At 74.5% G+C, this 12631-nt stretch carries 10 protein-coding genes; all 10 read right to left on the bottom strand.

Translation table 11 applies throughout. From position 1 onward, the window contains the following. Nucleotides 1–1217 precede the first annotated feature (1217 nt). Nucleotides 1218–2147, bottom strand: a complete 930-nt coding sequence (gene pdxS, locus ACQP04_RS17165; RefSeq protein ID WP_433508030.1) for a pyridoxal 5'-phosphate synthase lyase subunit PdxS — start codon at nt 2145–2147, stop codon at nt 1218–1220. Nucleotides 2148–2281: 134 nt separating this feature from the next. Next, nucleotides 2282–2890 carry an NUDIX hydrolase gene (locus ACQP04_RS17160; RefSeq protein WP_433508029.1) on the bottom strand — a complete coding sequence of 203 codons (609 nt, stop codon included), beginning with the start codon at nt 2888–2890 and terminating at the stop codon, nt 2282–2284. Further along, nucleotides 2887–4023: a glycosyltransferase family 4 protein gene (locus ACQP04_RS17155; protein ID WP_433508028.1), complete on the bottom strand. Its 1137-nt coding sequence runs from the start codon at nt 4021–4023 to the stop codon at nt 2887–2889. Before ACQP04_RS17155 ends, ACQP04_RS17160 begins: the two co-directional genes overlap by 4 nt. Beyond that, complete coding sequence (locus ACQP04_RS17150; RefSeq protein WP_433508027.1) at nt 4020–4904, bottom strand: phosphatidylinositol mannoside acyltransferase; 885 nt, start codon at nt 4902–4904, stop codon at nt 4020–4022. The genes ACQP04_RS17155 and ACQP04_RS17150 overlap by 4 nt, the downstream gene beginning before the upstream one ends. Beyond that, nucleotides 4901–5533: a phosphatidylinositol phosphate synthase gene (gene pgsA / locus ACQP04_RS17145; RefSeq protein WP_433508026.1), complete on the bottom strand. Its 633-nt coding sequence runs from the start codon at nt 5531–5533 to the stop codon at nt 4901–4903. Before pgsA ends, ACQP04_RS17150 begins: the two co-directional genes overlap by 4 nt. Nucleotides 5534–5600: 67 nt before the next feature. Beyond that, the gene (locus ACQP04_RS17140) at nt 5601–6221 is read right to left on the bottom strand and encodes an HIT family protein (protein WP_081924026.1); all 621 of its coding nucleotides are present in this window, start codon (nt 6219–6221) and stop codon (nt 5601–5603) included. A 48-nt stretch (nt 6222–6269) separates the two neighbouring features. Then, complete coding sequence (gene thrS, locus ACQP04_RS17135; RefSeq protein ID WP_433508025.1) at nt 6270–8324, bottom strand: threonine--tRNA ligase; 2055 nt, start codon at nt 8322–8324, stop codon at nt 6270–6272. Between the two features lie 107 nt (nt 8325–8431). Next, entirely contained in the window at nt 8432–9769 is a 1338-nt protein-coding gene (locus ACQP04_RS17130) for a hypothetical protein (RefSeq protein ID WP_433508024.1), read from the bottom strand. A gap of 35 nt (nt 9770–9804) precedes the next feature. After that, nucleotides 9805–10248 carry a hypothetical protein gene (locus ACQP04_RS17125; protein WP_037044262.1) on the bottom strand — a complete coding sequence of 148 codons (444 nt, stop codon included), beginning with the start codon at nt 10246–10248 and terminating at the stop codon, nt 9805–9807. 178 nt (nt 10249–10426) lie between these two features. Then, the gene (locus ACQP04_RS17120) at nt 10427–11869 is read right to left on the bottom strand and encodes a hypothetical protein (RefSeq protein WP_433508023.1); all 1443 of its coding nucleotides are present in this window, start codon (nt 11867–11869) and stop codon (nt 10427–10429) included. Between the last annotated feature and the right edge of the window lie 762 nt (nt 11870–12631).

The raw sequence follows: 12631 nt of genomic DNA, 5'->3' as shown, positions 1-12631 counted from the left end.
CAGCGCCAGGTGCTGCAGTCGCACTGCCGGGCGTCGGAGTCGGCGTAGTGCCGGGGAGGGTTGCGCCGGGCGCGGTGGGAACCTGCGCACCCTGACCGGGTTCCGCGGGAGGGACGGGCACCACCGGCGCCTGAGCCGGGGACTGAGCTGCGGGGACGCCGCCCTGCGGCGCGATCGTGCCGCTCGACGCCGGACCAGTTTCTGCGTCCGGGTCGGCGGGAGCCGCCGGTGCGCCCTCGTCCGACGCCCCGCCGGAGTCGCCGTGCTTCCCCGAGTCCGACACACCGGAGCCGTCCGATCCGCCGGAGTCATCCGAGCCACCCGAGTCCGAACCGCTGCCGGGACCGCCGTGGTGGCCGGAGTGCGAGTCACCCGAACCGGAGTCGCCGGCACCCGAGTCGGCGGAGTCGCCGTGATCGCCCGAGCCCTGCTCGCCGGTGTCGGCGTGGTCCGAGCCGCCCGATCCGCGGTCGTCGCCCTGGCCCGAACCGTGGTCGTCGGACCCGTGGTCGTCGGATCCCTGACCGGCCGAACCGTGGTCGTCCGAGCCGCCGGATCCGTCCCCAGCACCTGACCCGGAACCGCCTCCCGACCCGTCGTCATCGGAACCGCTGCCGGCGGACCCGCCCGATCCGTCGTCACCGGAACCACTGGCGCCGGAACCACTGCCCCCGGGCTGCTCCCCCGCGCCACCCTGACCCCCGGTCGGGCCCGAGCCTGGTCCCGCACCGGGGTCGGCGGGCCCGGCCGCCGCAGGCGGGGGCGTGCAGTCCGCCGGGGCCGGGGCCGTCGGCGCCGCGAACGCCGCCACCGAGCCCGCAATCATCGCCGTGGCGACGATGCCGCCGATGGTCACGTATCGCCTCATCCGACTCCTCCACCACTCGAATCCCAGCTGTCACAGGGACCCTAGAACGCACACAGTCACCGAGTGCCACTGATTCACCACGTCGTGCGACACGTGAACCGCACCGAGTGACACCGTGCGTAGGCGGAGGTTTGTACGATTCGCGGTTTCCGGTTCACGCAGAGCGACGAGCGGCAGCCATCGCCGTCGGGCGGAGATCTGCCGGCACGATCGGGTGGTCCGGCCAGGTCAGCAGATCGCCGGCGCGCAAGGACCGTGGACGCGACCACCACCCTCCGTACCCGGACGCGGACGACCCCGAGAACGCCGAACGCCCCGCACGAGGCGGGGCGTCCGGAGAGGTGTCAGCTCACCAACCGCGCGCGGCGTACCGCTGCTCGGCCGGCAGGTCCGGGATGTTGATCCCGACCATCGCCTCGCCCAGCCCGCGCGAGACCTTCGCGATCACGTCCGGGTCGTCGAAGAATGTGGTGGCCTTGACGATCGCCGCGGCGCGCTGCGCCGGGTCGCCGGACTTGAAGATGCCCGAGCCCACGAACACGCCCTCGGCGCCGAGCTGCATCATCATCGCCGCGTCGGCCGGGGTGGCGATGCCGCCCGCGGTGAACAGCGTGACCGGCAGCTTGCCGGCCTTCGCGATCTCGGCAACCAGCTGCACCGGCGCCCGCAGCTCCTTGGCCGCGATGAACAGCTCCGCCTCGTCCATGGTGCCGAGCCGGCGGATGTCCGCGCGGATCTGGCGCATGTGCCGGGTCGCCTCGACGACGTTGCCCGTGCCGGCCTCGCCCTTAGAGCGGATCATGGCCGCACCCTCGGAGATGCGGCGTAGCGCCTCGCCCAGGTTGGTCGCGCCACAGACGAACGGCACGGTGAACGCCCACTTGTCGATGTGGTGCGCCTCGTCGGCCGGGGTCAGCACCTCGGACTCGTCGACGTAGTCGACGCCGAGGGACTGCAGCACCTGCGCCTCGACGAAGTGCCCGATGCGCGCCTTGGCCATCACCGGGATCGACACCGACTCGATGATCCCCTGGATCATGTCGGGGTCCGACATGCGCGCCACGCCGCCCTGCGCGCGGATGTCCGCCGGGACGCGCTCGAGCGCCATCACGGCGACGGCGCCGGCGTCCTCGGCGATCTTCGCCTGCTCCGGCGTGACGACGTCCATGATCACGCCGCCCTTGAGCATCTCGGCCATGCCGCGCTTGACGCGGGCCGTGCCGAGCTCGGTGCTGGCGGTGCCGGCGGCGGTGTCGGACTGGGCCTGCTCGGACGACACTTTCGGTGCTCCTTCTCGGTACGGTTCCCGGGACCCCGGGCATGCTGCCGCCGCTGGTCGGCGGCCCGTCCTCCGATGGTACGCGTCGCCCCGGGGCGGTCACGCCCGCAGGTGGCGCTCCCCTCAGCCGCCCGTCAGCCGACCGGGTCGGTGGGCCGCAGCACCGGCCGCACGACCGGCCGCACCGCGCCGGCCGGTCCCGCCACCGACTCGGCGATCTCGAAGTACCCGGGCAGCGGCGCGGTGCCGTGCAGCCGCAACCACCGGACGAGCCGGCGCGACCGCAGATCGAGGGTGTCCCGCACCGCGTCGTTGTGCACCCGCCGGGCCAGGACGACGAGCCGCTCCGCGTCGGCCAGCTCGGACCGCAGCGCCGGGTCGAGCCGCGCCCGGTCGACGGTGCCGAGGGCCCGGGACAGCGCGTTCTCGACGATCTCCCGCGCCTCGATGCCGTCCTCGCTGCGCCTGGGCAGGCCGCGGACGGTGCCGGCGCCGGCGGCGCGGGCGGCCTCGTCGAGCGCCGCCGGGACGCTGCCGGGTCCGGCTCGCGGCGCGTCGAGCACCTCGGCGACCCGGACCGCCACCTCCGCCCGACGGGCCAACGACCGCTCGAGCCCGACGCGTGCCGCGTCGGTGCGCTGGTGCAGCCGGTCGAGCCGGCGGCTCCGCGCCACGCACAGCACCGTGACCGCCACGACGACGGCCACCACGACGACCATGAGCAGCACCAGGGCCCAGCTCACGCCGCACCCCCGGGGTAGGCCTCGCGGCCGGCGACGACCTGCCGCGGGTCCGCGGCGACCGCCGCCTGGTAGACCTGCAGCACCTGCGCCGCCACGACCGGCCAGTCGAAGTCGGCAGCCCGGACGCGGCCCGCCGCGGAGAGCTCCGCCCGACGACCGGGGTCCGCCAGCAGCTCACGCAGTGCCCCGGCGAGCGCCTCGGCGTCCCCGGTGGGCACGAGCACCCCGGCGGGGTCGGGCTCGCCCAGCACCCGTCGGAACGACTCCAGGTCGCTCGCGACGACGGGCGCTCCGGCGGCCATCGCCTCGGTCAGCACCATCCCGAAGCTCTCCCCGCCGAGGTTGGGCGCGCAGAAGACGTCGACCGACCGCAGCGCGGCGGCCTTGGTGTCCTCGTCGACGGCCCCGAGCACGTCGAGCCGGTCGGCGACCGGCCCGGCCTCGCGTCTCAGGTCCGCCGGGTCCCCCCGTCCGACGACGAGCAGCCGTGCGTCGAGCGACCGGAGCGCCTCGAGCAGGACCGGCATGCCCTTGCGCGGCTCGGTGAACCGCCCGACGAACCCCACGGTGGGCGTCCGGGGAAAGCCCGGGAGCATCGGCCCGGCGGCGAACCGGGTGACGTCGACGCCGTTGGGGATCTCGATGGCGTCGCCGCCCAGGTGCTCGACCTGCACCCGCCGGGCCAGCGACGACACGGCGATCCGCGCGGTGACCTTCTCCATGAGCGGCCGCAGCACCCCGCCGAAGGCGTGCAGGGTGCGGGAGCGCTCGGTCGAGGTGTGGAAGGTGGCGACGATCGGGCCCTCGGCGGCGAGCAGGGCCAGCACGGAGATCGAGAACGTGGTGGGTTCGTGCAGGTGGAGGACGTCGAACGCGTTCTTCTCCAGCCAGCGCCGGGCCCGCGCGTAGGTCACCGGGCCGAACGTCACCCGCGCGACCGACCCGTTGTAGGGGACGCCGAGCGCCTTGCCTGCGGAGGTGACGAAGTCCGGGACCGGGGTGTCCTCGTCGGCCGGTGCGAGGACCGAGACCGCGTGCCCCAGGTCGCGCAACGCCCGCGCCAGCTCGACGACGTGCGTCTGCACCCCGCCCGGTACGTCGAGCGAGTACGGGCACACGATGCCGATCCTCACCGGCGGCTCCCCGGTGTCAGCTCCTGGAGCATGTGCCAGTCCTCGAGGTGCGCGGCGATGTGTTCCTCGAAGGCGCGCGCCAGCTCGAGGGTGGCCTTCGGCACCGCGGCGCGGTCCGGGACCGCGATCGCCGGCGACACCGTGGCGCCCCAGCCGCCGGGCCGGAAGAAGGTCACCGCGGCGTGCAGCTGGGCCCCGGTCAGGGCGCAGAGCGAGGCCGGGCCCGACGGGAGCCGGATCGTGTCGCCGAAGAACGGCACGTCGACCCCGGTGCCGGCGAGGTCCCGGTCGGCGATCAGGCAGACCAGGCCACCGGCCCGCAGGCGGCGGGTCAGCGCCAGGTGGGCGCGCCGCCCGTCGTCCTGCGCGACGATCTCGAAGCCGAGCGACTCGCGGTACTCGACGAACCGCCGGTACACCGACTCCGGCCGCAGCCGCTCGACGACGGTGGTCATCTCCGCGGGCAGCCCGTGCCGGCGCAGCTCCTCCATCACGTAGACGCCGGCGACGTCCCAGTTCCCCACGTGCGGCAGCGCGAGGACGACCCCGCGGCCCTCCCGCATGGCGGTGATCGCGACGTCGAGGCCCGTGGCCGTCGTGTGCCGGGCGTAGATCGTGGCCCGGTCGAGTGCGGGGAGCCGGAAGGCCTCCCCCCAGTAGCGGGCGTAGCTGCGCAATGCCGCGCGGACGAGCAGGTCCAGCTCCGCCTCCGACGCCGCGGGCCGCACCCGGCGCAGGTTGCGGCGCAGCCGCTCGACACCCGCGCCCCCGCGGCGCCAGGCCAGGTCGGCGCCCGCGCGGAACCCGGCCTCGGCGAGGGGAGCCGGCACGTGCCGCAGCAGCCGCCAGGCCGCGGTGTACCCGAGCTCCGCGAGGGTCACGAGGGAGGCTCCTGCGACCGCGCCGACAGGGCCTGTGCGCTGCGGTACACCAGCACGATCCGCTGCCCGACGGTCCACACCGACGCCGCGGCGAGGCCCCACAGGAGCACGTGCAAGGCGTAGGGCACGCCGATGCCCTGCAGGAAGATCCCGACCAGCACGACGATCAGTCGCTCGGCCCGCTCGACCAGCCCGCCGTCGGCGTTCAGGCCCGCGCCCTCGGCCCGCGCCTTGACGTACGAGATCAGCTGTGCCGAGACCAGGCAGATCATCGCCGCGATCCCGAGCACCCGCTCCTCGCCGACACCGAGGCACCACCAGGTGACCCCGGCGAACAGCGCGCCGTCGGCGACCCGGTCGCAGGTGGAGTCGAGCACCGCGCCGAACGGGGTGCCCCTCCCCCGGGCCCGGGCCATCGCGCCGTCGACCAGGTCGAGCAGCACGAACAGCGTGATCACGAACGGGGCGACGATCAGCTCGCCGCGCGGCAGGAACCACAGGGCGGCCGCCGACGCACCGACCGTACCGACGACCGTGACGACGTCCGGTGTGATCCCGCGCCCGACCAGCGCGCGGCCGATCGGGTCGATGACCCGGTTGACGTGGACTCGGGCGACGACGTTCAGCATCGGGTGGGGCCGACTCCTGCCGGTCTCGTGCGGCGCGCCGCCGCGATCGGCGGTGCGGATGACCAGCCTAGTCCCGCGGCCGGTCACTCCCCGTATCGGGCTCGCGAGCGCCGTCCGTGCCCACCGTGTCGCCCGTGGGTTCCCAGTCCGGCTCCCAGGCCCCGGCGAGCAGGTCGCGGGTCTCGGACAACAGCTGCGGGATCACCTTCGTCTGCCCGACGACGGCGATGAAGTTCGCGTCGCCGCCCCACCGGGGCACGACGTGCTGGTGGAGGTGCTCGGCCAGCGAGCCGCCCGCGACCGTGCCCAGGTTGAGCCCGGTGTTGAACGCGTGCGGCGCCGCGACCTTCTTCATCGCCCGGATCGCCCGCTGGGTGAACAGGGTGAGCTCGGCGGACTCGGCGGCCGTGAGGTCCTCGAGGTCGGCGACGTGCCGGTACGGCAGCACCATCAGGTGCCCCGGGTTGTACGGGTGCAGGTTGAGCAGCGCGAACACGCTCCGTCCCCGCGCCACGACGAGGCCCTCGGCGTCGGGCAGGGACGGGATCCGACAGAACGGGCACCCGCCCTCGCCGGCCTCCTTGATGTAGGCCAGCCGGTGCGGGGTCCACAGCCTGCGGAACCCGTCCGGCGTGCCGACCCCCTCGATGCCCTCGATCTCCGGGGCTTCCCGCTCGGGCTCGGACACGCCGTCGATCCTAGTCACGCGCCCGCCCCCGACCGGTGGCGACACCGGTCACGGGGTGAAGGTCTCCGCGGTCGGGCTGACGTTGGAGCGGCTCGCGATCCAGCTCGTGATGGCCTCGACCGCCTGCGCCACCGGCACGCCGTTGGTCTGCGAGCCGTCGCGGAAGCGGAAGCTCACCGCACCGGCCTCGACGTCCCGCGCGCCCGCGAGCAGCAGGAACGGCACCTTCTGCAGGGTGTGCGTGCGGATCTTCTTCTGCATCCGGTCGTCGCCCGCGTCGAGCTCGACCCGCACACCCTTCGCCCGCAGCTGCGCCACGACCTCCTCCACGGCCGGGACCTGCTCGTCCGTGACCGGGATCGCCGCGACCTGGGTCGGGGCCAGCCACGCCGGGAAGGCCCCCGCGTAGTGCTCCAGCAGCACGCCGAAGAACCGCTCGATCGAGCCGAACAACGCGCGGTGGATCATGACCGGGCGCTTGCGGGAGCCGTCCGACGCCGTGTACTCGAGGTCGAAGCGGTCCGGCAGCATCAGGTCCACCTGGATGGTGGACATCTGCCAGCTCCGGCCGATGGCGTCCTTCGTCTGGACGCTGATCTTCGGGGCGTAGAACGCGGCGCCGCCCGGGTCGTCGACGAGCGTGAGGCCGGTGTCCTCGGCGACCTTGCGCAGGACGTCGGTGGCGCGCTCCCAGTCCTCGTCGCTGCCGATCGACTTGTCCGGGTTGCGGGTCGAGAGCTCGAGGTAGAAGTCGTCGAGGCCGTAGTCGCGCAGCAGGCCCAGCACGAAGTCGAGCAGGGAGGCGATCTCGCCCTCCATCTGCTCCTCGGTGCAGTAGATGTGCGCGTCGTCCTGGGTGAAGCCGCGGGCACGGGTCAGGCCGTGCACCACGCCGGACTTCTCGTACCGGTACACCGTCCCGAACTCGAACAGCCGCAGCGGCAGCTCGCGGTAGCTGCGCCCCCGCGCGTCGAAGATCAGGTTGTGCATGGGGCAGTTCATCGGCTTCAGGTAGTAGTCCTGGCCGGGCTTGCGGACCGTCCCGTCGGCGTTGAGCTCCTCGTCGAGGATCATGCCGGGGTACATGCCCTCCTCGTACCACTCGAGGTGGCCCGAGGTGCGGAACAGCTGTCCCTTGGTGATGTGCGGGGTGTTGACGAACTCGTACCCCGCCTCCTCGTGCCGGCGCCGGGAGTAGTCCTCCAGCTCCTTGCGGATCACGCCGCCCTTGGGGTGGAAGACCGCGAGGCCCGAGCCGATCTGGTCCGGGAACGAGAACAGGTCCAGCTCGGCGCCCAGCCGGCGGTGGTCGCGGCGCTCGGCCTCGGCGACGCGCTCCAGGTGGGCGTCGAGCGCCTCCTGCGACTCCCACGCGGTGCCGTAGATGCGCTGGAGCTGCGGGTTCTTCTCGCTGCCCCGCCAGTACGCCGCGGCGGACCGGGTGAGGGTGAACGCCGGGATGTACTTCGTGGTGGGCAGGTGCGGGCCGCGGCAGAGGTCGGACCAGACGGTCTCGCCGGTGTGGGCGTGGACGTTGTCGTAGATGGTCAGCTCGCCGGTGGCGTCGACCTCCATGACCTCGTCGTCCGCCTCGGTGCCGGTGCCCTTGAGGTCGATCAGCTCGAGCTTGTACGGCTCGTCGGCCAGCTCCTTGCGGGCCGCGTCGAGCGAGTCGAAGCGGCGGCGGGAGAAGCGCTGGCCGGACTTGACGATCTTCTTCATCGTCGACTCGAGCTTCTTCAGGTCCTCCGGCGTGAAGGGCTTCTCCACGTCGAAGTCGTAGTAGAAGCCGTCCGTGATCGGCGGGCCGATGCCGAGCTTGGCCTCCGGGTACAGCTGCTGGACCGCCTGCGCGAGCACGTGCGCCGCCGAGTGCCGGATCACGCTGCGGCCCTCGTCGGAGTCCGCGGTGACCGGGACGACCTCGGCGTCGGCCTCCGGGGCCCAGGCCAGGTCGCGGAGGGTGCCCTCGGCGTCCTTCACGACGACGACCGCCTGCGGCCCGCTGGTCGGCAGGCCCCCCTCGCGGACGCGGGCCCCGGCCGTCGTCCCGGCCGGCACCAGGATCGGCGCGGACGCGGGCGGGGCGGGTACAGCGGACACGAGGTGCCTCCAGGAGAGCCGTGCGGGTTGGTGACTCGATGCTAGAGGTCGGGTCCGACAGGTTTCCCGCTGGCACCCGGCCCCGCGGGAAGTCGCCGGGCCGCTGTTCAGGAGCGGTGCGGCAGCCCGACGTGCGTGTGCGACTCCTCCGGCCCGGCCACGGTCCGGCGGAGCGGGGGCGGGCTGCCGGGGGTGACCGGGCTGAACCAGTCCACGGCGCTCAGGCCGGGACGGTCGGCGAGGCCGGCGAGCTCGGGCGCGTCGGTTCCGACCGCTTCGGACGTGCTCCGGTCGGCCTCGCTGCCGCCCGACGGGCTCCGGTGCGTTCCACCGGGGGCGGACTCGCCCCGGTCCGTCTCGTTCCGGGCCGCCGACGGGGTTGCGGCGGGCTCGTCGCTCCGGTCGGGGGCGCCGCCGGTGGGATCAGCGGGGACGGGATGGTCCCCGGCGCCGGACGGGCCGCGGGTGACCGGAACACCGGGGCCCTGGGGTGCCGCACCGGGGCTCGCCGGCACGAGCCGGGCCAGATCGACCGCGGTGACGGGAGCCGGGAACCGGCCGTCCGACGGGCGCGGGCGCGACCCGGCGGGCCAGGTGCCCGGCGCGGCGGGCCGCGCGCCGTTCGGGCCGTCGGGCCCTGCGCCGGGGCGACCCCGAGCGGTGAGCAGGGCCCCGGTCGGGCCCGGGGTGCCGGCCGCACCGACGGGAACGGGACCGACGGGAACAGGGCCGACGCGAGCCGGACCGGCGGGCGCGCCCGCCGGGCCCGCCCAGGCGGGTACCGGCGGCACCGTGGCCCGGCCCGCGGCCGGGCTCACCGTGGTGCCGACGAGGGCCGGGCCCGCGACGGGCCGTGCGGGAGCACCGCCGGGTGCCCCGGCGCCCACCGCAGCGGCGCCCGGGTGCGCGGGAGCACCCGGGGCGGCGGCCGCAGGAGCGGGTGGGACCGCGGGCGCGGCCTCCACGGGGGCGTCCTCGGGAGACCACGACGCGGCGTCGGGCGCGGCGGTGACCCCGGGCGCCGCCACGGGCGAGGTCGCCCGCGGCCGGCGCGGCACGAAGGTCGCGGGATCGACCCGGTCCAGCACGCGCCGCACCTTGCGCAGGTTGCGCTCGGGGGTGAGGACCAGCACCGAGAGCACGAGGCCGGGGCCCGCCGGGTCCGGCAGCAGCCGGATCAGGTGCAGGACCGCCGATCCCTGCCGCACGACGACCTCGGCCGGGGCACCGCGCACGACCTGGGCGAGCGCCTGCGCGGCGCGGATCACCTCGGCCTGCGCGGCGGCCACGGCCTCGGTGTCGAGCCGCGCGCGGTCGGCCGTCTCGGCGTCGAGCGTCAGACCGCTCTCGACGTCGACGAGGGCGCACGCCAGCACGGACGGCTGGCGCAGCACCTCCTTCGCCGCGACGCGCAGGACTCCGGGACTGCCGGGGATGCTCAGCACGCCTGAATTTGTATCGGGACGGTCGCGGACCGCGATCAGCGGTGGGCGTTCGCCTGGAAGTACTGGCTGTCGCCGCCCTGCGGCGAGCGGGCGCCGGCGTTGGGGTGGGACATGTAGAACTCCTGCTCGATGACGCGCAGGTCGCGGCGCGCCATGGCGAGGTTCGCCTGCGCCCGGTTGAGCACCAGGTAGAGGAACAGCTTCTCGTCCGGCAGGCCCCGGATCAGCCGGATCAGGTGGTACTGGTTGTCCAGCGTGATCAGGATGTCCTCGATCTGCTCGCGCAGGCCGAGCTTCTGGGTCACCTCGATCTTGCTCTTGACCACGTCGCTGTTGCCGGGCGCGGCGACCTCGAGGTCGAACTCGGCGCTGCCGCCGCGCGAGCCGAGCATCATGCCGCTGTCGTAGTCGACCAGCGCGACGGCGAAGGCGCCCTTGATGTTGGCGGCCATGTCCAGGGAATGCTCGATGGAGCTCATTGTGTGCCTCCGACCGCCGGGTCGGGGGACGATTCTCCGGCGGCCTGCAAAAGGTGGGACGGGGAACCTCCAGGGTATCGCAGAATCGTTGCGCGGGGCACCGGGGGTCCATTTCCCGGAGGACCGCGGAACGGTGGCGCGGGTGACCCGCGGGAAGCGGGCACCCGGCGGCCGCGAATCACCGCAATCGCCTCCGCAGCCCGTCGGTCAGCCGGCGCAACGTGTGCAGGTCCGTGGCCCAGCGGCGCTCCTGGTCGGTGTTTTCGGGCTCGCGCGGGGGCGGGATCACGGTGTCGCCGCGGCGGCGGGGCAGCGCGTCGGGAGGGGCCGGCGCGGCGTCGTCGGACGGATCGGACCGAGTGCCGTCCGCCGCGTGCCCGTGGGGGTCGACGGGCCGGTCCGCGATCGTGGCGTCGGCGCCGGCCGGCGATCGCTCGTCGTCCGCGGGCCCGGCCGTCCGCTCGTCCGCGGAGGACGGGTGCGACGGGGCCGAACTCGCCCGGGCCGCGCGTTCCGGCGCCGCCCCGGGGAACGTGGCACCGGCGGGGTCGTCGGGCGCGGGGCGCGGGCCCGGGACCCGCTGGCGGGGTCCGGCAGTCCCTGGTGCCGCCGATAGCCGTTCGGTCGGAGGCCCCGGCCGCGGGTCGCGTTCGCCCCGCCGTTGCGCTGCCCCGGCGTCGGCACCCCTCGACTCCCGGGGCTGCCCGGTTGGCGGCGCGGGAGGGGGCGCCGGAACGGGCGGCAGCGGCGGACGTGCGCGGTGCGCCGCCGCGAAGAACTCGGCCGCGAGGTACGACGACCGGTTCCTGACCTGCGATTCTTCCGGCTCGTGTGCGGGCGCGCGGGGTTCGGGGGCGAGCGCGGTCGGCGTGCTGTTGACCGCCGCGGGGGACGGATCGGTGGCCACCGCACCCTCGGCGCGGCGCTCCAGCTGCGCACTCGACGGGCCAGGGATCGGCGGCGCCGCCCGCGGGGCCGAGACGAGGGCGGCCGACGGGAGCGCGGCGGGTGTCGAAGGCGGCGGTGCCGGCGGTGCGGTCGGCAGCGGGGTAGCCAGCGGCGGGGTGAGCGGTGGTGGGGTGGCAGCGCCGGGTCGCGCTGCGGACTGACTCGCGGACCCGTCGGTCCGGGCCGCGGCCGGCACCCCGCGCGACGGCGTCGAAGCGCCCGACGCCGGACCGGGTAGCGCCGACGGCACCGCGATGCGGCGTGCGGAGGCCCCGGCCGCGGAGGGCAGTGCGCCGACGCCCGGCTGTCCGGTCGACCGCCGCGAGCGGCCGCCGGTGACGCTCTCCACCTCACGGAGCGCGGAGGCGAGGTTGGCCCGGGCCCGGACGAGGCGGAGGTAGAGCACCCCCGCCGAGTCGTCCGCGAGCGGGACGAGGGCGAGCACCTGAACGACCCGACTGCCGGCCACGACGACGGTCTGCACCGCGCCGCCCCGCGTTCCGCCGACGCCCGCCGCACTGTCGAAAGCGTCGACGATCTCCTCGGCGGGCAGCCCGGAATCGACGTTCCCGGAAGCGCCCAGAATCGTGCTGGAATCGCGTTCCAGAACGCACACGTACGACACTCCTGGCAGTTTTGCCAGGGTGTCGATCACGATGTCCGGAACAGGCACGAGAAAGTGTCTCACAAGCTCAGAGAACCATGTCTCCCCCACCTTTCCGGCTCATTCCGGCAGAGCCGAAGGAACGCTTCCGTCTCGGCCTTTCGGCCCTGCAGCGCCAGAGCCGTCCGCGCGCCCGCGGCCGCCGGGCGAGAGGTGCCGCCGGACGGCGGGCAGTGGCCTGGGGATCACCGCGAACAGTCCCGTGGCTCGGCGCATCCGTCCCTGCATGGAACGTCCAGTCGATGCGCGGGCGTCGGCGACGGGCTGTCGTTGGCAAGACCCGCCGTCGGGCCGGCGGCGAGCGGGTCTCGCCGTCACGTCATGAGACGCCGCCGCATCCCTCCGAGAGGCACCACCCGCCGAGCCCTCCCACACCCGCCGAGCCCTGTCCCACACCCGGCCCGCCCTCCCACACCCGACGACGGCCTGCCTCACACCCGCGAGCTCGCCCGCACACCCGGTCGACGAGCTGTGCCGCGTCCCCGCGGGTGTGCGACGGCGCACGACACCGGAGAACGCGAAGCCTGATGGTCGACGTCCTGGCGGCATATCACGCGAGCTGTGATTCCCACACCCGCCGGCGTCGTGCCACACCCGGTCGACGGCCTGTACGAGGTCACCGCGGGTGTGCGGCTCTGCCTTCCCGGATGTCCCCGAGCGTGAGCCGATGTGCGACGGCGACCGGCCGGGTGTGCCGCGCACAGGTGCCGACGTCCGGGCCGCAGAGGTGAGCGACACCGGGGGCGGCTGCCGGCGATCACCGTCTGGCGT

The organism is Pseudonocardia halophobica (genome assembly GCF_050948485.1).
GTDB lineage: Bacteria > Actinomycetota > Actinomycetes > Mycobacteriales > Pseudonocardiaceae > Pseudonocardia > Pseudonocardia halophobica.
The sequence above is the reverse complement of the archived record's forward strand: the minus strand, read 5'-3'. Positions and strand labels throughout refer to the sequence as shown.